Raw genomic sequence first — 22,364 nt, 5'->3', positions numbered from 1 at the left:
GAGTCTATTTTATCAAAAAATGCAAGAAAATAACTATAAAGAAATACTGAATCAACTAGAAAGCAAAGCTTCTTTAAAGCAGGCAATTTATCGTAGTACGGCTGAAGTATTTGGTTTAACTAAAACGATACTTTCTAGGATAGCAGCAAAGCTTCATCAAGATTATTCACAGAAAGATCCTACAGTTGAAATTAATTATAAAGAAAATAATCAATTTGAAGCGCAATTGAAATTTTCTGGCGATATGTTGATGATTTCGATGCATAGTAATGTGTTTAATTTTGAAGCGGGACATTCTTTATTTCAAAGCAGTTATGTTAAAGCTGATGAAAGTTTAAGTTATTGCGGTGTTATTTATGTGCATAATTTTTTAGCCGATTCGATTAAATATAATCGGTTATCGGATGAAGGTTCGTTAATAGCACGTATTTTGGTGAATAAAGAAAAACATTTTATCGTAGAAGGCGACGGCGCATTAGGCTTTTTATATGAAGATTTTGCTGCCAATACGATTACAGAAGAAAAATTAACTGATATTATCGAAAAATCTATTCTATTATGTATCAATAGTGATTTATTGCTTCCGCCCTTTGCGCAGGTTAAAGCGGTAACCCTTCACCAAAAACAATCAATCGTAGCCGCAAGTGGTTATCCAACAGGTAAGCGCTTAGGTTATTTATTTAATTCAGAGATACAACCAAATAATTTATAGTTATGAAGTTTGCAACAAAAGCCATTCATGCTGGTCAAGAGCCAGATCCTACTACGGGCGCAGTAATGACCCCGATTTATCAAACCTCTACCTATTGGCAAAAATCGCCGGGAGCACATAAGGGTTACGAATATTCGAGAGGTACAAACCCTACACGTAAGGCATTGGAAGATTGTTTAGCGGCACTCGAAAATTGTAAATTCGGATTGGCTTTTAGCAGCGGAATGGGGGCAACCGATGCAGTTTTAAAATTATTAAAGCCTGGCGATGAGGTAATTACTGGAAACGATTTATATGGTGGATCGTATCGTATTTTTACTAAGGTTTATGAAAAATATGGCATCAAGTTTCATTTTTTAGATTTATCAGATCCAGAAAACATTACGCCTTATTTAAATGAAAATACAAAATTGGTTTGGATAGAAACTCCTACCAATCCGACCATGCGAATTATTGACATTGAAGGCGTGGCTAAAATTACCAAGGCAAATAATATTTTGCTAACGGTTGATAATACATTTGCATCGCCCTATCTTCAAAACCCAATCGATTTAGGGGCTGATATTGTAATGCATTCCGTAACTAAATATATCGGTGGCCATTCTGATGTGGTAATGGGTGCACTTTTAACGAACGATGAACAATTGTATAAGGATTTATTCTTCATCTATAATGCTTGTGGCGCAACCCCTGGTCCTCAGGATGCATTTTTAGTGTTAAGAGGGATTAAAACGTTGCATTTACGTATGAAAGCGCATTGCGAAAATGGAGAAAAAGTTGCTCATTATTTAAAGAAGCATCCAAAAATTGATAAAATCTATTGGCCAGGATTCGAAGACCATCCAAATCATGATATCGCAAAAAAGCAGATGCGAGGATTTGGGGGCATGGTGTCGATAACGTTGAAAGATGCTGATTTAAAGGAGACCTTTAGAATTGCTTCACGGTTTAAGGTGTTTTCATTGGCGGAATCGTTAGGTGGGGTAGAGTCGTTAATTAATCACCCAACTACGATGACTCATGGATCTATACCCAAATCAGAGCGTGAAAAAGTTGGTGTAACTGATAATTTGCTACGTTTAAGTGTTGGGGTGGAGGATATCGACGATTTATTGGCGGATTTAGAGCAGGCTTTAAGTTAGTTCTGGGTTGTGGGTTGCGGGGTTGGATTCTTAAACATATTTCTACGAAAGAATCGTCATCTCGAGGGAGCAACCGTAGGGAGCGACGAGAGATCTATGGATGTTTTCTCTAGATTTCTCATCGTTACACTCGTTCGAAAAGACGAATATAACAATAGATCAATTAATAAATGACCAATGAATTAAAAGATTTCTTGGATTTTAAAGTTTCGCAATACAATCGGCCTAGCTTTATCGCTAATGATCCAATTTGTATTCCGCATCAGTACCTCGTTAAACAGGACATTGAAATTGCTGCATTTTTTGCGGCAATTTTAGCATGGGGGCAGCGCAAAACCATTATTAATAAATGTAACGAGCTGTTTTTAAGGATGGATAATCAACCTCATCAGTTTATGCTTCATCATAGCGATGCGGATTTAAAAGCGCTTTTAGGCTTTAAGCATCGCACCTTTAACGATACTGATTTGTTGTATTTTGTATCTTTTTTTAAGCAACACTACCAGCAGTGGAACAGCTTAGAAACTGCTTTTTTGCCCCCACAACAATTTAATCTAGCCTATTTACCAATTGAGGTAAATGCTGGGATTGAGCTATCTTCATCGCCTTGCATGCGAGCTGAAATGGAGTACTTTACCGCAGAAAAAGCTTTGAACTATTTTCGAGCTTATTTTTTTAGCTTAGAAGATTTTCCTCGGAGGACGATTAAGCATATTTCATCACCGCTGCAAAAATCGACCTGCAAGCGCCTAAATATGTTTTTAAGGTGGATGGTGAGGAAAGATAATTGTGGAGTAGACTTTGGTTTGTGGCAAGCCATTCCTTCATCGGCTTTAATTTGCCCTTGCGATGTACATGTAGATCGTGTGTCGAGAAGGTTAGGGTTAATTAAAAGGAAACAAACGGATTGGCTTACTGCGGTAGAATTAACCACGAAACTCAAAGAATTTGATACAAATGATCCAGTAAAGTATGATTTTGCCTTGTTTGGGTTGGGTGTTGAAGAGAAATTCTAGCTTTTTTAGCGTTTCAATATTGGTTAAATGTTTTCTAATTTAGTGCAATGATAACCCTCCAAGCCGAAATAGAACGATTTGAAACCAATGGTGAAAAAACAGGATGGTCTTATGTTTTTATTCCTCAAGAAACTGCAGAGCAGATAAAGGCTGATAATCGCCGAGAAGTTCGCGTGAGAGGCTTTATTGATCAAATTTCGGTGAGTGGAATGTGTATGATGCCTGTAAAATTTGATGGATTCATTTTGCCACTCAAAAAATCGTTAAGAAAAGCATTAAGAAAAGAATGTGGTGCCTCGGTGGTATTGAATCTCGAGTTTGATGTTGATTTTAAAATAGAGATACCCGATGATCTTGAAGTTTGCTTGGCGGATGAAGAAGAATTGCTCGAACGTTTTTTATCCATGCCAAAATCGCATCAAAATTATTTTATCAATTGGTTAAATACTGCTAAAACAGAACCTACACGAACGAAGCGGTTGGTGATGATTGTGAATGCGATGTTTAATCGATTAGATTTCGGAGGGATGATAAGATCTGGAAGAGGTTAACGGTTATACTTGCGAAACCAACTATTTATCTTCATTTGTATCACCCCTAAAAAAGCTTCTCTAAAAATCCTAGTGCTCATCTTCGAGGTGCCTTCGGTTCGGTCAGTAAAAATAATAGGCACTTCAACTACTTTAAATCCGTATTTAATGGCTGTAAATTTCATTTCGATTTGAAAAGCATAACCCACAAATTTAATTTTATCCATGGGGATGGTTTCTAATACTAATCGTCTATAACACTTAAATCCAGCTGTTGCATCTTGAATAGTAATGCGCGTAATCCAACGCACATACATGGATGCGAAATAAGACATCAAAACGCGTCCCATTGGCCAGTTTACTACATTTACACCTTTAACATATCTTGAGCCAATAGCCACATCAGCGTTGCTGTTAACATCTTGGCCGAATGGTAAACATGCTTCCCTTAATCGGACAAGATCTTCTGGATTATGAGAAAAATCTGCATCCATCTCAAAGATATATTGGTAGTTCTTGCTTAATGCCCATTTAAAGCCGTGAATGTATGCTGTTCCAAGGCCTAACTTTCCATTTCGTTGTTCGAGGTGCAATTGATTTGGAAATTCTAATTGTAAAGCCTTAACGATATCAGCGGTGCCATCGGGGGAACCATCGTCAATAATGAGCACTTCAAAAGCAAAAGAAAGAGAGAAAACCTTGCGAATAATTTTCGCAATGTTTTCTCTCTCGTTATATGTTGGGATAATGACTAAGCTGTCAGACACTTTTCGGTTTTTTGGTTTGTTGGTTTTTGGTCAATTGTCCATAGCCAATAGCTATTAATGTACTCCATTCATCCATTTACGTAACAGCGGAGTAAGGGCAAATGCAATTAATCCTACCGCCATAGGAAGAATGGTGAAAATTAAAAAGAAAGTAGAGATCGAATATTCGGTGCTAATTTTATCAATTAAGCTTCCTGTCGCGCCAGCAAGCCAATTTCCAATAGCCGTACAGGTAAACCAAACGCCGAACATTAAGCCAACTAGTTTGGCAGGTGCCAATTTACTTACATACGATAACCCTACTGGAGAAACACATAACTCGCCAACTGTATGGAAGAAATAGGCAAATATTAACCAAAACATGCTTACTTGGGCAACACTGGCACCAGCGGCGATATCTCTTCCGCCGTAGGCTAGCCCTGCAAAACCTAATCCTACAAAAATTAAGCCCATGCCAAATTTAACTGGTCCGCTAGGATTAAATTTGGTTTCCCAAATTTTAGAGAAAAATGGGGCTAATGCTACAATGAAGAAGGAATTTAGAATTCCAAACCACGAAGCTGGAACTTCAGTATTTATTGCACTAAATTCTTTTTCCACTTTCCAAATGGCCAATCCCCACATAATAATAAAACTAAGGGCAGTAAAGAATATGGTAGCAGGGTATTTTTTAGCAATTTTTTTGGCCAGCCCGAACAACACCACGCTAACTGCTATCAAAGGAAAGATGGTTAGTGCGGCATCTGCCCACTTAAAGAGTGTTCCAGAGCTGCCCGTTAAGCTTCTTAAGGTATAATCTTTTGCAAAGATGGTCATCGAACCACCAGCTTGTTCGAATACCATCCAAAAGAAAATGGTGAATATAGAAAGCACAAAAATTACAGCTAAGCGCTCTTTGACCACTTTTTTAGGTAACACTTCTTCGCCTTCAACTATTTTAATTTTATTGTCGTTTTTTTGGCCAATTACGCCAAATATTTTTTGGCCAAAATAAAATTGTAACATTCCAAAAAACATAAAAATCCCGGCTAATCCAAAGCCCCAATGCCATCCAATTTTTTCACCAACATAACCGCACATTAAAATTCCTAAAAAAGCACCAGAGTTTATGCCCATATAGAAAATGGTGTAAGCGGCATCTTTTTTATCGCTAATAGCAGGATATAATTTACCAACCATCGATGATATATTCGGTTTAAACAAACCGTTTCCTACCATCATTAAAACAAGACCCAGATAAAAAAAATTCGAACTAACGCCCTCCATTGCCATCGAAGCATGACCCATGGTCATAATTAAAGCACCCAAAATTACCGCTTTGCGATAACCTGTTAATCTATCGGCAATAAAGCCACCTACAATGGGTGTAAGATAGACCAATCCGGTATACCATCCATATAGGCTTAGGGCTTCTGGACGGGTCCATGCCCAGCCACCTTTACTTGCTTCGCTTACTAAAAAGAGCACCAATAAGGCCCGCATTCCGTAGTAGCTAAATCTTTCCCACATTTCGGTAAAGAATAGCACAAATAATCCGACAGGGTGGTTAATTAATTTATCGGTTGCTACACCGCTTTTTTCGAGGTGAAGGTCTAATGCCTGGTCTTGGCTTAGCGTAGAGGTTTCATTTGCCATATGATAAGTTTAGTGTTTTGTGTGTTTAGTTTACTATGCAAATTAAGTAAGATTATTGATATTATAGCGTAACTATTTTATGCGGATTGCATAAGATGTGTTTATAGTCGCAGATTCGCGCATTTTGGGACTAAATTTGAGCCTATTAAGGAAAAATAAATCAGTGCATCTGCGGCTATCGCTACTGATTTAGAACTTGAGATGCTTTTTTAGGTGATTTATAGGAATCTTCATTTGCAGTAGCTTCGTTTCTTAAAGGCACGTTTTCTGAGAGTGAAAGTTGACCCCAGGTAATTTTATAGGCGTCGAAGCTTAAATCGCTGCCGTAGAATTCAAAATTACCGACCATTTTAGGTTCGTAGGGCGCCAGGTGATCAAAAACGATCATGTTCACTTTCCTATCCCAAATTAAAGTCATTGTATTTTGTTTGCTATACTCGAAGATCACTCTGTTTTTTAGGGCTTCATTTTTTGTGGTTTCGAAAATATTTTTTCCAAAAACCGGTTCATTTTTCTCGAACGATAGTACATCAATCACTTTTTTAGAGGTTTTTAGGTTGTTGCCTTTCCAACCTAAGAGGATAAAATAGGGTTGTTTACCATTAATCACCATCGGTACAATTTCGTAATAGCGGGCGCCCAACCAATTTTTAGAATTGGTTATGGCATAGGGGTCGGTAAGTGAGGATGTAGCATCGTTAAGTGGGAATAATTTTAAGGTTCCATTGGCCGTTGCCATTTGTATGGTGCCGTAATAGCGATAGGTGCCGTCGTTTAGGGGGACAAACCAGGTTATTATTCGGAACGAATTATCAGATGCTTTTAAGATTGAAATTCTTTTAAGCGAGTCGAAACCATAAGTAAAAGACCCGTTAATTTTTAGGGCAGCAATAAATTTCTTAATAAAGGCAGAATTTTTCTCGAAACGTAATAAGTCTTCTTTTGCTGAAAATGTTTCTTCGCTTAAAATGAGTAGGGAATCTTGAAATTTATCAAGTTGGGGTGTGTTATTTAAGTTGTAAGTATGCTGTGCATTCGATTTGAATACACAACATACAATTACAATTAATAGCATACATTGTTTAACCATGCTGATTATAATACAGTATTAACGAAGATTTTCTAAAACTATTGCACTAGCGCCGCCGCCACCATTACATATACCAGCCACACCAATTCTACCGTTGTTTTGCGCTAATACCGAAAGTAAGGTTACCACTATTCGGGCGCCAGAAGCACCTAGTGGGTGGCCTATGGCAACTGCTCCGCCATTTACATTTACTTGTTCGGAGCTAAGGTTTAACTCTTGGTTATTTGCTAAGGAAACAACAGAAAATGCTTCGTTAATTTCGAAATAATCTACATCAGCTAAAGTTAAGTTGGCTCTATTTAAAGCTAAGGGAATTGCTTTTGAAGGTGCTGTTGTAAACCATTCTGGGGCTTGTTGCGCATCAGCATAGGCAATAATTTTAGCCAAAGGTTTTAAGCCGAGTTCTTTAGCCTTATCGGCGCTCATTAATACCAAAGCAGCAGCGCCATCGTTTAAACTGGATGCATTTGCTGCGGTAACTGTGCCATCTTTTTTAAATACGGGTTTTAAGCCTGGTATTTTATCAAATCTAACAGCATAGGGTTCTTCATCATTATTAATTAATGTAATTTCTCCTTTTCTATCTTTCACTTCAATAGGTGTGATTTCTTCATTAAATTTGCCTGCAATTTGTGCGGCTTGTGCTCTTTTGTAAGATTCGATGGCGAAATTATCTTGAGCTTCTCTAGTGATGTTGCAGGTTTCGGCACAAAGTTCGGCTGCTGAGCCCATGTGGTAATCGTTATATACATCCCAAAGACCATCTTTTACTAAACCATCGGTAATTTGGCCGTGTCCTAAACGATAGCCATTTCTAGCTTTATCTAAATAGTAAGGCACATTGCTCATGCTTTCCATTCCTCCAGCAACTACAATTTCATTTTGCCCTAAAGCAATACTTTGCGCGGCGAGCATAATGGCTTTGGTACCCGATGCGCAAACTTTGTTAATGGTGGTAGTAGGTAGGTCTTGTAGGCCAGCAAATTTTGCCGCTTGGGTGGCAGGTGCTTGCCCTAAATTGGCCGACAGTACATTGCCCATGTATACTTCCTGAATGCTTTCTGGTTTAATGCCGGCTTTTTCCACGGCTGCTTTGATTGCAAATCCTCCTAGTTGGGTGGCCGAAAATCCGGCAAGCGAACCGCCAAAACTGCCAATGGGTGTTCTAACGGCAGCTATAATTACTACTTCTTTCATCTGTTTATACATGTTTTTAATTGGTATGAAGCTATGATTAGTTTATATGAAGCGCTTTCACAGTGATAACTAATTATGGTTTCATGTTTTATCTTTAACTATATTTGGTGATGCAAATATAGGTAGATTACATCTATTCCCATTTCCTATTTCCTATTTCCGCTTTTTATTTTTTTTTATTGCTTCATTAAGTAAGAACTCAATTTGCCCATTGGTGCTCCTAAATTCGGTAGCGGCCCATTGTTCTATCTCTTTAAGTAGGGCAGGGTTTATTCGTAACGCAAAGGCTTTTTTATCTTTGTCTGACATCGGTTTCGATTGCTCCTATGTTGTTTGTGCGTTTTAGATTAATTAAAAAGAGGTTAAGTTCGTCGGGCTTTTTGGTGCTGAAGAGTATTTTTTTTCCGTTATTCAACTCTAGTTGTAGACCTGTGTTATTATCGTTAAAAATATAGGCTTTATCGTTAAACTTAAACCAAAGGCGATGTTTTACGCCCCAACCACCATATTCGCCCAAGGCATCGTATTTTCGAAGATACATTTTATCGATTCTTGTCCAAGAAATGGTTCGCTTTGAAGTGAATGGCCAATAGCGATACGTTACTCCAAATTGATCTACTTTTAAAATGAGGGAATTTTGGGTTACGAAATAAACCAAAACATAGGGTAGAAGAATTCCTAAAATAGGTGCAAAATAAATTTCCTTTAATTTTTCGAAACTCATTCCGCCCTTATCTAAAAACAAGATGCTGCCCAAAATAATGGTTTCTAGCCCTATTAGAATATAGAGCCACCACAGTTCCAGTTTCTGTTTTTCTTCGAATTCCATTAGTTGTATAATGTGCCTGTGTTTACAACAGGTTGTACATGTCTATCGCCACAAAGTACCACTAAAAGGTTACTTACCATTGCTGCTTTGCGCTCTTCATCAAGGTCTACAATTCCTTTTTGAGACAATTTTTCTAAGGCCATCTCTACCATACCAACTGCTCCCTCAACAATTAAGCGTCTGGCAGCGATTACTGCAGTGGCCTGCTGGCGTTGGAGCATGGCGCTAGCAATCTCTTGTGCATAGGCCAAGTGAGAAATACGAGCTTCAATTACATCAATTCCTGCCCTAGATAAGCGCTCGTTTAATTCTTGCTCTAGCAGCACACTTACTTTTTCGGCTCCATCTTTCAAGGTAATTTCGGCACTTTCGTCTTCCATATGGTCGTACGCAAAACTATTTGCCAAGTGCCTCACTGCGGCCTCACTTTGTATATTTACATATTGAAGATAATTTTCTACTGCGAAAGTGGCTTTTGCAGTTTCGTTTACTTGCCAAACAATTACGGCCGCAATTTCGATAGGGTTGCCCATTTTGTCGTTTACCTTTAATTGTTGGCCATTTAAATTTCTTGCGCGTAATGATAATTTAGTCTTTGTTGTAAATGGATTAACCCAAAAGAAACCGTCAGATTTAACTGTTCCTACGTATTGTCCGAAGAGCGTAAGCACTTTTGATTCGTTAGGATTTACAATAATTAATCCTGGACCCACTAATACAAAATTAAGGGTTAATAAAATCCCGCCTAACACAAATGCTTCAAAAGCGAAACAAAGAATTGAGATGCCCAAAAGCCCTAAAAATAGTGTAGCTGCTAGGTAACCAGATACTGGCTTTATAATTTTTTCTTGATACATAATTGATATTAATTTGATATCATAAAGTGAAGAATAATTCTTGATAAAAGCAAATGTTTATGCAAATAACTTTTTGGTTTTGTTGGTTGTTTAGTTTTTTGGCTGTATATGAGAAATTAATCTTAATTTTGAATTAATCAATTTGTACTCATTTGGCTAAGATTAGAAATAACCCTAAAGTACTTTACCGCAAGTATTCATCGAACATTAAATATGTGATGATGGTGATTTGTGTTTTACTGATTACACTCTATTTGCCTAAACAGCCCCGATTTAGGTATGAGTTTGAGAAGGGAAAAACGTGGTTAAATAAAGATTTGGTTTCTCCTTTCAGCTTTGCGATTTTAAAAACTACACCTCAACTCACAACGGATAGAGACGAGGCGCTCGATAACGTGTTTCCAATATATAAGTATAACAACGACGTTTTTAAGGATCAGCGTGAAGCTTTCTTGAACGAATTTGATGTAAAGTGGAAGTCGAACGCCTTAACTGAAACCGAAAAGGAGGTTAATAAAAAGCGTGCATTGGCAATGTTGTCATTGGTTTATGATAAGGGCATAATCGGTATTGTACCAAAGCATCAAAAAACTGGGAAGTATTATGATTTTTCTTTGCTAAAAGATAATGTATCTACAAAAAGTAATTCGCAGGACGTTTTTACAACGGAAAGTGCGCTAGACTATTTTAAAAATAACTTTAGCTCTACTAAAGTGAGTATCCGTAATACGGTAATCGATTTGGTAGAGAGTCATTTAAAGCCCAATCTTATTTTTGATGAGAAATTAACTACAATTGTTCAAAAAAATACTGTAAACAGTCTTTCTACTACAAGAGGAATGGTTCAGAAAGATGAAGTGATTGTGGCTAAAGGTACAGTTATTGATGATGAAATCTATCAGAAATTACTGTCGTTTAAGGAAACATACGAAGCTCAAACCAAGACCGTGGGTGATAATCGATTGGTTTTTTTAGGCCAGGTGATGATCGTAAGTTTAATCATTACGTTATTAATGATTTTCTTATATCTATTTAGGAAAGATATTTTCGCAGACAATAGGCAGTTATCCTTACTGTTACTGGTGATAACGTTCATGTTATTGTCTTTAACTTGGGCTATAAAAGTAAACTTGCCCAGTCTTTATTACATTCCATTTTGTATTGTTCCAATAATCATTAGGATTTTATTTGATACGAGGTTAGCGCTTTATTTGCATTTGTTGGTGGTGTTGATTGCTGGTTTTTTTGTTCCAAACAGCTTTGAATTTGTGTTTTTTCAAACCACAGCAGGTATGGTTGCTATTTATAGCATCAAAAATTTAATAAAAAGAGAGCAGTTATTAATTTCGGCTTCGTTTATTTTAGCTGCTTATTTTGTTTCGTTTGTGGGGATTGCTCTGTTACGAGAGGGTTCATTTAAGCAAATAGAGTGGGTTAATTTCTTGCCTTTTATTTTTAGTGTGTTGCTTTCATTACTAGCCTATCCGCTTATTTATGCATTTGAAAGAGTATTCGGAATTACTTCGGATGTAGCCTTAATCGAATTAACGAACACTAATAATAAACTCCTAAGGGAGTTAGCGTTTAAGGCACCTGGAACTTTTCAGCACTCCTTACAGGTGGCCAATTTGGCTGAGGCAGCTATCTTTAAAATAGGAGGTAACTCCCTCTTGGTGAGGGCTGGTGCTTTGTATCACGATATTGGTAAGATGGAAAATCCACAATATTTTATCGAAAATCAGAATACAGCTGTTAGTCCGCACGATAAATTACCTTATGAACAGAGCGCACAAATTATTATTAAGCATGTGCACAAAGGGATTGAGATTACACGTAAAGCCAAATTACCTGAGAATGTAATCGATTTTATCCGTACCCATCATGGCAACACGCGTGTAGATTATTTTTATCAGTCGTTCTTAAAGAATTCACCTGAGAAATTTGTCGATGAAAACACTTTTCGCTATCCTGGGCCTATTCCATTTTCGAAAGAAACTGGTGTTTTAATGTTGGCCGATTCGGTAGAAGCAGCGTCGAGAAGTTTAAAAAACCCGGACGCACAGAGTATAAATGCCTTAGTTGAACGTATAATTAATTACAAACTAGAGCAAGATCAATTAGATAATTGCGATTTGACGCTAAAAGATCTTGAAACTATAAAGCTGATATTCAAGACAATGCTTATGAGCATTTATCATGTTCGAATAGATTATTTACAAACAACGTAATTTTTTTTTGCAAAGCTATTTGAATTGCTATATTTGCAACCTCGAAACGGATATTTCGAGAACTGGAGGGATGCCTGAGTGGCCGAAAGGAACAGTTTGCTAAACTGTCGTACTGGCAACGGTACCGAGGGTTCGAATCCCTCTTCCTCCGCTTAAGTTGAATTAAAAAGTAATAAAGCCTGCACATCGTATGATTGCAGGCTTTTTGCGTTTTTTTGTATCATGCTATTTGAAGATGTATTGTATACACTCTGTGCAAGAAATATCTTCCCACACCAACCAATACTCATTTAATGTTTTAGTAAATGGGCTAAAATAAATTTATTCTGTCCGTGGCTGTCTTCAATTCCTGTTGTAGAACGGATATTTGTTTAAGTAAATTGAAAATTACGTCAATGCCTTCCATATTAATATTTAATTCATAATAAAAGCGAATCGCTTTTTCTACATCCTTCAATTGCTCATGAGATATATACTTTTTTTCCTCCAGAATAATCACGTCAATGAGTCCGTATTCATTTAATGAATTAATAAAAGAAACTTCTACATCACAATTTACACAGAAATGTTCTATTTGAATCAAATTATTTGTCTCCATTGTTTCTAATTTTTTGTAGCTCTTTAAGTAATTCTTTTTCTTTATCTGAGAGGGAAACAGGTAGTTTTACTTGGTAGTTAATAAACAAATCGCCGTATTCATTTTCTTTCTTATAGATAGGGAACCCTTTTCCTTTAAGTTTTACTTTTGTACCCGTTTGTGTTTCTGGCGGTATTTTTAGCTTAACCTTTCCGTCGAAGGTATCGACCACTACTTCTCCACCTAGCAGGGCGGTATACAGATCGAGTGCTACATCACTATAAAGATTTTTACCTTCTCTTTTAAATTTGGTATTATTTACGATAGAGAAAGTGATATACAAGTCGCCATTAGGGCCACCATTGGCTCCTGGTGATCCGTGGTCTTTGATTTTAATGGTTTGTCCATTTTCTATTCCAGCTGGAAAATTTAACCTTATCTTTTTGCCATTGATGGTGAGGGTTTGTTGCTGGCTTTTGTAAACATCCGTTAAATTAAGTTGTAGTTCTGCGTTAAGATCTTGTCCTCTAAACTTCGTTTGCCTGCCATGGCTTCGGGCTCCTCCAAACATCGAACTGAAAAAATCGGAATAGTCTTCTCCCGAAAACTGTTCGCCACCGCTAAAGGGCTGTCTACCTCCAAATGGCTGCCCTTCTGACCTTGATTGTTGTTGCCTAGCATTCTTAATTTCATCTGCGTGTTTCCAGTCCTTTCCGTATTCGTCGTATTTCTTTTTATGATCAGCATTGCTGAGTACTTCGTTGGCTTCATTAATTTCTTTGAATCTTTTCTCTGCCTCTTTGTTGTTCGGGTTAAGGTCGGGATGGTATTTTCGTGCCAATTTTCGGTAGGCCGACTTAATCTCAGCGGCGGTAGCCGTTTTTGGTATTTCTAGTATTTTGTAATAGTCGATATGATCCATTGTAAAAGAATTGAGAAGAGCTCTTTCTAAGTTAATAAGTAACTCACAATAATAAAAATTTGTTTGATTTGGTTGTTAATTTTCATCCGTACTAAAGTAAAGCGTTTAAACTATTCAAATTTAGTATCTAGCAGCCAATAAAAAATGATTTACCTGCTTCTTATTGTTGATAGGTATCATTTTAGTGTTGTATTGCTCGAGCGAGTAATAGAAAACAGATAAAATTGTGACTTGGATCAGTTTGCTAACGTAAAGGCAGTTGTATTTTTGAATGCGAGCATAAATAGTTTCGTCTTTCCATTATCAAGTTATGAGGCTTATCCGAAAAATGGGGCTAACAAATTTTGTCCTAAACCTTCACTTGGCCCAGTTAGTTAAAGTGATCGGCATTGTAATTATCCTTTCATCCTGTTCTCCAAAACACGAATATATTTATCCTGAAGTTAAAGATATAACCGAATCGGTTTATGCCAATGGTAGGATAAAAAGTTTTGACCAGTACGAGGCTTTTTCTGCCGTGAATGGAATCGTTAAGGAAATATTCGTTCAAGAAGGAGATTTGCTACGTAAAAATGATCCCATTTTAAGAATTAGCGCAGATGCAGTTGACCTTACAAAAGAGAGCGCTGCAGTTTCTCGTCGTTATGCCGAAGCGAATTTGTGGAGTGAATCATTAAAGGAACTTCACATTCAGATTGATCTTGCGAAAGCCAAAATGGTAAATGATGAACATCTTTTTGAACGTCAAAAGGAGCTATGGAAGAATTCAGTTGGCACATTAAATCAACTTGAGCAAATGGAACTTAACTTTAAGAATTCTAGAATTGCCTATGAGTCGCTTATTTTAAAATATAATGAACTTAAGCGAAAGCTTAGCTATGATTCAGATTTAGCTGCTAAGAACCTGCAAGTTCAAAGTGCTTTGGCAGCAGAATATTTTGTCCGCAGCAAGGTTGATGGAAAGGTTTATAAGCTGCTAAAGGAGCCAGGAGAGCTGGTGAGCTCGCAAAGCCCAGTAGCATTACTAGGCGATGCCAAGGTGTTTATACTAGAACTGGATGTGGATGAAAAAGATATCGTGGTCATCAAAATTGGCCAAAAAGTGCTGGTACATTTAGACAGTTATGGGCAACAAGTATTTGAGGCGGTTATTACCAAAATAGGTACCTTGATGGATCAAAGCTCTCGAACTATCAAAACTGAGGCTAGGTTTCTAAAGCAGCCAAAGATGATGTATCCTAATTTGACAACTGAGGCTAATATTATTATACATGCAATGAAAAATGTGCTACTTATCCCTAGAAGCTATTTAGTAGACAATACGTATGTATTGTTGGAAAATGGACAAAAAAGACGAGTTGTTACAGGATTGAAAGATTACCGAAATGTACAAATTACGAAGGGTATTACTGCTTCAGAAAAAATACGCCGACCTACACCATGAGCCTATCTCTTATCTTTGATATCGCCACCTCGCTTTTATTGGCAAGATGGAAGCAGACTTTGGTTGCAGCAATTGGTGTAACTTTTGGGGTTACGGCCTTTATTGCCCTGCTCGGATTTATGAGCGGCTTAAATGAGCTGCTTGATGGGCTTATATTAAATCGGATACCGCATGTTAGGTTATATCAGGAAATTAAACCTAGTACTCATCAACCTGTGCAGCTTTATAATCTGTATCGTGAGAATTACAATTTTATAAGATCTTTAAAATCTGGATATAACAGAAACGATATTTATAATAGCCAAGCTTTACTTAGAGCAGTTAAGCAAGATTCTTCTATCTTAGGTGCCGCGCCTAGGGTTACTGCGCAATCTTTTTTTTCTGCTGGGGCCATCAATATCACCGGTGTAGTAAACGGGATCGATGTGGAGTCTGAAGTTAACCTATTTCATTTTGGCGACTATGTTATTGGTACAGATCCTATTGAATTAAAAAATACGAAAAATGGGATAGTATTGGGAAAGATTCTTGCAGACCAGCTCTTGGTTGAGATAGGAGATATCGTTTATTTGACTACCGCAGATGGCAGGCGCTTCCCGCTGAAGGTGGTAGGTTTCTTTCAATCTGGATTAGCCGACATCGATAAAGTTCAGAGCTACGCCTCCTTAGCTACCGTCCAAAAATTGATGGGTAAATCGGGGAGTTATGTAACAGATATTGCTTTAAAGCTCAAAAATATAGATCAGGCTCCAGTTATTGCAACTCAATATAGTAAGTTATTTTCGATAGATGCAGAAGATATTCAAACGGCAAATGCCCAGTTTGAAACCGGTAGTTCCATACGGAGTATTATTTCTTATTCGGTAGGTATTACTTTGCTCATCGTTGCGGGTTTTGGTATTTACAATATCCTCAACATGATGATTTATGAGCAGATGGATACAATTGCCATTCTTAAGGCTATCGGATTTAGCGGCAAGGATATTGAGCGGATATTTTTAATCATTGCTTTAGCGATAGGTGTGGCCGGTGGGATTGCCGGTCTTTGTGTTGGCTTTTTGTTATCGTTTGCCATAGATCAAGTACCTTTTACTACACGAGCTTTACCTACGATAACAACTTACCCTGTAAATTATAGTTTGGTTTTTTATATTATCGGTTTTGCTTTCTCGATGATCACTACTTATTTAGCTGGATGGTTTCCTTCGAAAAAAGCAAGTAGAACTGATCCTGTTTCAATTATAAGGGGGAAATAAGATGGGGAATGTAATTTTGGAATGTAGACATATCTACAAGAGTTTTAACGACCCAGTAGCGCTAACAGTTCTTGAGGATGTTAATCTTGTTGTAAAAAAATCTGAATTTATTTCGATAGTAGGTAGATCTGGATGTGGCAAATCTACGTTACTTTATATACTTTCTACTATGGATACCGCTTATGAAGGTGAGTTATGGATCGATCAAGTTTGCATGACGGGTAAGGAAGAGGTTACTTTAGCTCAAGTAAGAAATGAAAAGATCGGGTTTGTATTCCAGTTTCACTATCTGATCCATGAATTCAACGTACTTGATAATGTGATGCTCCCCGCCTTGAAGCTGGCTAGGTATTCGAAGGCTGAGATTGAATTTAGGGCAATGGAAAAGCTTAAGCAGATGAAGATCGAACATTTGTGCCATAAGAAAGCAAACCTGCTTTCTGGAGGTGAAAAACAACGTGTAGCTATTGCCCGAGCGCTGATTAATGACCCAGCGATTATCATGGGTGATGAACCTACTGGTAATCTCGATAAGAAAAATGCAGATCTGGTATTCGATATTTTTCAAGAATTGGCAGACAACTTTCAACAGACCCTGTTGATCGTAACGCATAGCGAAAGTTTTGCAAATAAGTCGGGAAGTATCATAGAAATGGATGATGGCAGGATTTTATAAACGGGGAAGTTTTGGCGGATCGGTATCAGCTGATCGTTATTTTGGCGGTAATATTTTAATACCCGTCGGGCTTTTAAGGTATTCCATCGACTGCAAGTCCCAGGTTTCTCCATCTCAAAATGGACTAATGCAGGATGGCCCGTCGGCAATTTCCATTGGTAAAGCCGATTTTTATAGTGGAATGGACTGAACTATTGGAAATAGGCAGGGTACATAAGGTTTTTAAACCTAGTTATTCGCCCCAGCAAATTTACTGGTGCTGAAGGTATTTAGTATTGAGGTCAATCATACTTACAATTGACCCAAGTCATTCCTAGTTTTGGTTTTCGATGCGACATTTGAGAAAGGATGGCAGTTCTATTCATTGCGGTCTCCTTTAGAAAAAATAGCTATGTTGGGCGAACTCACACAAAACGAAATCAGTGCATTACTTTCAAAGCTGCACATTGGAAGGTTAGGATGCCAAGCAGAAACAGAAATGTATATTATTCCAATTAACTATGTGTATCGGAAAAATTCAATCTATGCTTTTTCTGCTGGTGGAAAAAAAATTGAGGCCATGCGCAAAAACCCAAATGTCTGTTTTCAGGTAGATGAGATTATCGATACTTTTCGTTGGAAAAGTGTGCTTTTATGGGGTAAGTATGAAGAAGTTACCGATCCAAGTGAGCGACAACAAGCCGTACAAGCACTGGTGCATCGAATTATGCCATTAACAGATCTCCCTTCCCAGCATCCTTGGCATGGGATTGCTTCAGTAGAACAGGATATTGACACGAAAGTAAAGACGATTGTCTACAGAATTCTGATATACAAATCATCGGGTAGGTTCGAATTGCACCAAAATACCTAAGTCAAATTAAGCCCTAGTGCTAGTTACGGGAAGGAAGCTTAATTCACTTCAATCGTTATTTCCCGATACGGAATGTTCGACAGTATCGTAGCCGAGAATGGAGCCTTGCTTTACAATCCAGCCACGATGGATTTGAACCTTCTTGCAGAAAAAAGGCTTCAATTTTAAGTTTTGCAAGTACTTTGGAAATGGTTGTTATGGCCCCCCTTATTTATAAGCTATAATTTAAAAAATTCAAGAATTTTATATACTAATACTGCGGGCCAGCCTACCGCTTTGAAAAAGCCCAAAACCACTTCCCAAAAGGTATGCGCATGTTGCATGAAATAAACTAGGGCGCCGAGAAATGCCATTGCATAAATAGCAGAAGATTGGGAGTACATTTTTGTTGGTCGTTTGATCATGTTACTTGTTTTAGTAAAGCTCGGTACACTTCCGATACTTTCGGTTGACAATCATCATTTCGATGAATGATAATTGTCATCAACTCATTGGCTTTTTCAAACTATTTTTATAGGATGTTCATTGGTTTTTTATGATATGAAAATTTCAAAACTTGCCTTCCGTATGATAAATGCCCTAACGTGGTATCGCATATTTGCTTCGCCCGTGTTGTTGGCTTTAATTTTTGCAGATCAGGTAAATGCGTTCAAATGGATGCTTGCCCTTAGTTTTTTAACAGATGCAATTGATGGTCCTTTAGCACGCAAATTCCATATAGCTGGCGAAAGGGGAGCACAACTCGACTCATTGGGCGATGATTTAACGGTGGGAGTGGCTTTAGTTGGTATGTTTCGATGGAATTACGAATTTTTAGCAGATCATTGGGAATGGATGCTCATCTTGCCAATTCTTTTAGTTTTTGAGGTTTCCTATGCAATCCTGAAATTTGGGAAAATGACAGCTTTTCATACTTACTTTTCGAAAGCTGCTGCTGTGCTTCAGGGATTGTACTTATGTACTTTCTTTTTTATGGGGCAGCCAAACAAGTATTTCTTCTATCTCACGATAGTTGTTACCGCAATAGGTTTATTAGAAGAAATTATTTTGGTAAACCTGGTGAAAGAATATAGATGCAATGTTAAAGGTATATATTGGCTTTTCCAACAATTTGAAAATGATAGGCGGCAATTTCATCGTCGACTTAATTAATGTCATGGTTAAAGAGGGTTATAATGCGATGAAAGCATTACCGTTTCTGCTATTCCAGAGGCACTACCAGCAATGATAACCATCTCACTCGCCTTGGCCGCAAAGAGGTTAAGGAAGTTAAGTACCTTGATTGTCGCAAAGAGGCGGATGTTGATAATTATCATCCATTAACTTGACCTTGCTCATTGTGCAATCACCTATCTCTCGATACCTTGTTACTTAATAAAGATTAAATCTAACTACAATGAAAGATGATATAAAACTTCAAAAAGAGGTGATGGATGAATTTAGTTGGGAGCCATCGGTAAACTCAGCAAGGATTGGTGTAACTGTAAACAATGGTTCTGTTACACTTTTAGGCCAAGTTGATCATTACAACGAAAAAAGAAGGGCAGAAAAGGTAGCCGAACGGATAGCTGGTGTTAAGGCAGTTGTTAACGAACTCAAGGTGGGCTTATTGCCAGAACATCAAAAAACAGATGCCGACATACAGTTAGCAGTAAAAGAAACACTTAAATGGCATTCGGCAGTTGAACAAAATAACATACATGTTAATGTAGAAAATGGTATAGTCACCCTGTCGGGGATAGTGGAATGGAAATACCAACGAACAGCTATTGAACGAGTAGTTTCCAACTTAATTGGAGTGAAATCTATAAGGGATCAAATCCAAATTTTGCCAATACCCACTACAAGCGACCTTGGAGAAAATATTCAAATCGCTTTAAAACGCAGTGCAATACTAAATCCCAGTAAGGTAATGGTTAACGTAAATGAAAACAAAGTGCTCCTTAAGGGAAAAGTTCGCTCTCTTGCACAAAGTGAAGCTGCGGAAGATGTAGCTTGGGCTGGCCCTGGTGTGCTAGCTGTTGATAATAAGCTTGATATTGACGAGCTTACTAACGATTTTTAATTACTCTTTTGCGCCATTTAAGAGCCTCAATCCAAATCACTGAGATAAAGCCCAGAGCTATGCTCATGGCCAATTCTGAAAGACCTAAAGCTTCAAAGCCAAAAAAGTTAGCAACGGGTTTTAAGTACAGCAATAATGCAGCCATTAACATTGTACCGCCAATTGCAAGAGGCATAAGTTTGTTCGAGTATCGTAGAGTAGTAGTTATCGCATAGTAAAAAGAACGATTGCATAGCGTAAGCATAATATTAGCAGAAATTAACGTTGCAAACACCATGGTTCTTGTACCGATTTCAGTAGCCTCATGAGCAATTGCATATTGGTAGGTTACAAAGGCACCAAAGGCTATCATTAGCCCTTGGGCGATGCTTGTTGTGAGTTCCTTAGGGTTAAAGAATGTTTGTGTAAAAGGGCGTGGGGCTTGTCTCATTGCATTTTTTTCGATGGGTTCATTTTCAAAGATGATTGAGCATGTTGGACCCATAATTAACTCTAGAATGACTACATGCATAGGCAACAGTAGATTTGGAAATTGCCAGTTGAGCAGTAGTGGCAATAAAACGACCAGAATAATTGGAATGTGTATAGATATGATGTATTGGATAGCCTTTTTTAAATTTGCATAAATTCTTCTTCCCATGGCAATGGCTTCAACCATCTTAGAAAGGTTGTCTTCTACTAAGATAAGTGCAGCGGCTTGCTTGGCAATTTCTGTTCCCTTTTTCCCCATGGCAATTCCAATATGGGCCGCCTTTAATGCGGGACCGTCGTTTACACCATCGCCTGTCATCGCTACTACTTCATTATTATCTTTCAATGCATTGATAATCCTTAGTTTTGCCATTGGGAACATTCGTGTAAATACATTAATCTCTTTTACGGTTTTTTGGAGCTCAGCATCTGTAAGATTAATCAACTGTTCACCACTAAGACTTTGCTCATAGCCTAAAAAGCCAATTTGTTTAGCTATAGCTGCAGTGGTTACAGGGTTATCGCCGGTAATAAGCTTAACGCCAATTCCAGCATCATAAAAACTTTTAAGGACTTTCGAAATATGCTGCTTGGGAGGATCATAAAATGCGACAAGACCAACGAACGTGAAATCCATTTCTTGCTGGTTAGCGGGAAAATCGTTGCTTTTAAATTCACACTCGCCTACCGCCAATACCCTGAATCCCTTAGAACCCATCTCGGTAATCGCATTTTCAACCAATTTTTGATCACTTTTTTTTAAGTTACAACAGCGGATGATGGCTTCGGGGGCACCTTTGGCAGCTATGATCCTATTACTATCCTTGTCTTCAAAAACATGTGTCATCATAGGTGGAGAACCACCTAGAGGGTATTCGTGTACTAGATGAAAACGGGGGCGTTCGTCTACCTTAAAATGCTCAGCATAGGCTTCATGGAGTGCAATTTCCATCGGATCGAAAGGCGTAGGTTCACTAGCCCACATGGCCATCTTTATCAAATTTTTTTCGCTGCTTCCAAAATCGCTATTTAGTTTGCTTACCCCCGAGTTAATCGTAAAAATTTCTATAAGCGCCATCTTGTTTTCGGTTATCGTGCCTGTTTTATCTATGCAAATCACGGTTGCGCTACCTAAGGTTTCTACCGTTCCCATTTTTTTAGTAATAATGCCCTTTTTCATCAATCGCCAAGCACCTAAGGCCATAAAAGAGGCAAATGCTACAGGTATTTCCTCTGGAAGGATACTCATGGCAATGGTAAGTGCGCCTAGCAGGCTTTGCATAAAATTCTGATGATATATATAATTAAATGCCCAGGATAAACAAAAGGCCATTGCACCAATAACAATCATTTTGTTTACAAACACCTTGATCTGCCTGGCTAATGGTGTTTCTTCCTCTTTAATCGATTCTATGCTTTTACCAATGCGACCTAATTTGGTCTGATTACCAATCGCTGTTATGGTAGCAATGGCGTGCCCACTTGCGATGGTAGTACCCATAAATACCAAATGATCTTCTTGATGGATAGCTTTATATACTGCCATTGATTCTCCAGTAAGTATAGATTCGTTTATCGAAAAATCGTTCGCACTGACTAGGACGCCGTCTGCCTGAACCAAGTCTCCTTCTTCGAGCACTAAACTATCTCCCACAACCAATTGCTCGCTTTCGACGCTTAAAAGCGATCCGTCTCTTATTACCTTGCAGGTGGGTTGAGTATACCGTTGCAGTGCGGCGAGCGCATTTTTGCTCTTATGGTCTTGGTAAAATGAAATGGCAGCAATAAATACAACCGAAACTAATAAGAATATGCCCTCACTTTGTTGTCCTGAGAAGAAATAGATGCCAGAAACAAGGATCAATAAAACCACCATTGGTTCTTGAGCCAAACTCTTCAATGCCACAAAAATGAGTGAATTTTTAGAATAGATTAGGCGATTGGGTCCATAGCGTTTCCTTGCCTGCTCAACCTGAAGTGAGGTTAATCCCGTTATCCCACTTATATATTCGCTCTTTTCGGTTTTTTGGGTTTGATTTTTATATTTTGAAGCCACAAGTTAATGAGGTGTTTAGTTTTATAGGAAATTAATGTTAT

At 38.0% G+C, this 22,364-nt stretch carries 23 protein-coding genes and 1 tRNA gene; 13 read left to right on the top strand and 11 right to left on the bottom strand.

What is annotated here, in order from left to right; genetic code table 11:
• Positions 1–19: 19 nt before the first annotated feature.
• The 4 genes from WG904_RS12890 to WG904_RS12875 all read left to right on the top strand — a co-directional run bounded on the left by WG904_RS12890 (position 20) and on the right by WG904_RS12875 (position 3,421).
• On the top strand, positions 20–712 hold the full coding sequence (locus WG904_RS12890; RefSeq protein WP_339579733.1) for a hypothetical protein: 693 nt from the start codon (positions 20–22) through the stop codon (positions 710–712).
• Positions 713–714: 2 nt separating this feature from the next.
• On the top strand, positions 715–1,854 hold the full coding sequence (locus WG904_RS12885) for a cystathionine gamma-synthase (RefSeq protein ID WP_339579732.1): 1,140 nt from the start codon (positions 715–717) through the stop codon (positions 1,852–1,854).
• 170 nt (positions 1,855–2,024) lie between these two features.
• Positions 2,025–2,870 carry a TIGR02757 family protein gene (locus tag WG904_RS12880; protein WP_339579731.1) on the top strand — a complete coding sequence of 282 codons (846 nt, stop codon included), beginning with the start codon at positions 2,025–2,027 and terminating at the stop codon, positions 2,868–2,870.
• Positions 2,871–2,917: 47 nt separating this feature from the next.
• Entirely contained in the window at positions 2,918–3,421 is a 504-nt protein-coding gene (locus WG904_RS12875; RefSeq protein ID WP_339579730.1) for a YdeI/OmpD-associated family protein, read from the top strand.
• On the opposite strand, the gene WG904_RS12870 is transcribed toward WG904_RS12875, so the two are convergent.
• From WG904_RS12870 to WG904_RS12840, 7 genes are all read right to left on the bottom strand, one after another.
• Positions 3,418–4,167, bottom strand: coding sequence for a polyprenol monophosphomannose synthase (locus WG904_RS12870; RefSeq protein WP_339579729.1), 750 nt, complete (start codon positions 4,165–4,167; stop codon positions 3,418–3,420). The two genes, WG904_RS12875 and WG904_RS12870, sit on opposite strands and share 4 nt — an antisense overlap.
• Positions 4,168–4,221: 54 nt before the next feature.
• The gene (locus tag WG904_RS12865; RefSeq protein WP_339579728.1) at positions 4,222–5,802 is read right to left on the bottom strand and encodes a peptide MFS transporter; all 1,581 of its coding nucleotides are present in this window, start codon (positions 5,800–5,802) and stop codon (positions 4,222–4,224) included.
• Positions 5,803–5,983: 181 nt separating this feature from the next.
• Positions 5,984–6,877, bottom strand: coding sequence for a hypothetical protein (locus tag WG904_RS12860; RefSeq protein WP_339579727.1), 894 nt, complete (start codon positions 6,875–6,877; stop codon positions 5,984–5,986).
• 33 nt (positions 6,878–6,910) lie between these two features.
• Complete coding sequence (locus tag WG904_RS12855) at positions 6,911–8,089, bottom strand: acetyl-CoA C-acyltransferase (protein WP_339579726.1); 1,179 nt, start codon at positions 8,087–8,089, stop codon at positions 6,911–6,913.
• 153 nt (positions 8,090–8,242) lie between these two features.
• The gene (locus WG904_RS12850; protein ID WP_339579725.1) at positions 8,243–8,398 is read right to left on the bottom strand and encodes a type II toxin-antitoxin system antitoxin; all 156 of its coding nucleotides are present in this window, start codon (positions 8,396–8,398) and stop codon (positions 8,243–8,245) included.
• Entirely contained in the window at positions 8,382–8,918 is a 537-nt protein-coding gene (locus WG904_RS12845) for a hypothetical protein (protein WP_339579724.1), read from the bottom strand. The genes WG904_RS12850 and WG904_RS12845 overlap by 17 nt, the downstream gene beginning before the upstream one ends.
• Positions 8,918–9,775, bottom strand: coding sequence for an SPFH domain-containing protein (locus WG904_RS12840; protein ID WP_339579723.1), 858 nt, complete (start codon positions 9,773–9,775; stop codon positions 8,918–8,920). The genes WG904_RS12845 and WG904_RS12840 overlap by 1 nt, the downstream gene beginning before the upstream one ends.
• A gap of 152 nt (positions 9,776–9,927) precedes the next feature.
• Here WG904_RS12840 and WG904_RS12835 point away from each other — a divergent pair, with 152 nt between their 5' ends.
• Positions 9,928–12,003, top strand: a complete 2,076-nt coding sequence (locus WG904_RS12835; protein ID WP_339579722.1) for an HD family phosphohydrolase — start codon at positions 9,928–9,930, stop codon at positions 12,001–12,003.
• Positions 12,004–12,067: 64 nt separating this feature from the next.
• Positions 12,068–12,154, top strand: a tRNA-Ser gene (locus tag WG904_RS12830).
• 159 nt (positions 12,155–12,313) lie between these two features.
• On the opposite strand, the gene WG904_RS12825 is transcribed toward WG904_RS12830, so the two are convergent.
• The gene (locus WG904_RS12825; protein WP_339579721.1) at positions 12,314–12,601 is read right to left on the bottom strand and encodes a chaperone modulator CbpM; all 288 of its coding nucleotides are present in this window, start codon (positions 12,599–12,601) and stop codon (positions 12,314–12,316) included.
• Positions 12,588–13,502 carry a DnaJ C-terminal domain-containing protein gene (locus tag WG904_RS12820; RefSeq protein ID WP_339579720.1) on the bottom strand — a complete coding sequence of 305 codons (915 nt, stop codon included), beginning with the start codon at positions 13,500–13,502 and terminating at the stop codon, positions 12,588–12,590. The genes WG904_RS12825 and WG904_RS12820 overlap by 14 nt, the downstream gene beginning before the upstream one ends.
• A 310-nt stretch (positions 13,503–13,812) precedes the next feature.
• Between WG904_RS12820 and WG904_RS12815 the strand changes: the two genes are divergently transcribed.
• The 5 genes from WG904_RS12815 to WG904_RS12795 all read left to right on the top strand — a co-directional run bounded on the left by WG904_RS12815 (position 13,813) and on the right by WG904_RS12795 (position 17,731).
• Positions 13,813–14,946, top strand: a complete 1,134-nt coding sequence (locus WG904_RS12815) for an efflux RND transporter periplasmic adaptor subunit (protein WP_339579719.1) — start codon at positions 13,813–13,815, stop codon at positions 14,944–14,946.
• The gene (locus tag WG904_RS12810) at positions 14,943–16,202 is read left to right on the top strand and encodes an ABC transporter permease (RefSeq protein ID WP_339579718.1); all 1,260 of its coding nucleotides are present in this window, start codon (positions 14,943–14,945) and stop codon (positions 16,200–16,202) included. The genes WG904_RS12815 and WG904_RS12810 overlap by 4 nt, the downstream gene beginning before the upstream one ends.
• Position 16,203: 1 nt before the next feature.
• The gene (locus tag WG904_RS12805; RefSeq protein WP_339579717.1) at positions 16,204–16,878 is read left to right on the top strand and encodes an ABC transporter ATP-binding protein; all 675 of its coding nucleotides are present in this window, start codon (positions 16,204–16,206) and stop codon (positions 16,876–16,878) included.
• Entirely contained in the window at positions 16,859–17,068 is a 210-nt protein-coding gene (locus WG904_RS12800; protein WP_339579716.1) for a hypothetical protein, read from the top strand. The genes WG904_RS12805 and WG904_RS12800 overlap by 20 nt, the downstream gene beginning before the upstream one ends.
• Before the next feature lie 201 nt (positions 17,069–17,269).
• A complete protein-coding gene (locus WG904_RS12795; RefSeq protein ID WP_339579715.1) occupies positions 17,270–17,731 on the top strand; it encodes a pyridoxamine 5'-phosphate oxidase family protein in 462 nt (153 codons plus the stop codon).
• A gap of 218 nt (positions 17,732–17,949) precedes the next feature.
• Here WG904_RS12795 and WG904_RS12790 read toward each other — a convergent pair whose 3' ends face one another.
• Positions 17,950–18,135: a hypothetical protein gene (locus tag WG904_RS12790; protein WP_339579714.1), complete on the bottom strand. Its 186-nt coding sequence runs from the start codon at positions 18,133–18,135 to the stop codon at positions 17,950–17,952.
• A 136-nt stretch (positions 18,136–18,271) separates the two neighbouring features.
• On the opposite strand from WG904_RS12790, the gene WG904_RS12785 reads away from it, so the two are divergent.
• Both WG904_RS12785 and WG904_RS12780 read left to right on the top strand, forming a co-directional pair.
• Complete coding sequence (locus tag WG904_RS12785) at positions 18,272–18,883, top strand: CDP-alcohol phosphatidyltransferase family protein (protein WP_339579713.1); 612 nt, start codon at positions 18,272–18,274, stop codon at positions 18,881–18,883.
• 244 nt (positions 18,884–19,127) lie between these two features.
• Positions 19,128–19,796, top strand: a complete 669-nt coding sequence (locus WG904_RS12780) for a BON domain-containing protein (protein ID WP_339579712.1) — start codon at positions 19,128–19,130, stop codon at positions 19,794–19,796.
• On the opposite strand, the gene WG904_RS12775 is transcribed toward WG904_RS12780, so the two are convergent.
• Positions 19,783–22,323: a cation-translocating P-type ATPase gene (locus WG904_RS12775; RefSeq protein WP_339579711.1), complete on the bottom strand. Its 2,541-nt coding sequence runs from the start codon at positions 22,321–22,323 to the stop codon at positions 19,783–19,785. The genes WG904_RS12780 and WG904_RS12775 overlap by 14 nt on opposite strands.
• Positions 22,324–22,364 lie beyond the last annotated feature (41 nt).

This window comes from Pedobacter anseongensis, from assembly GCF_037482965.1.
GTDB classification, from domain to species: Bacteria; Bacteroidota; Bacteroidia; order Sphingobacteriales; family Sphingobacteriaceae; genus Pedobacter; species Pedobacter anseongensis.
This window is presented reverse-complemented; position numbering and strand designations above follow the sequence as displayed.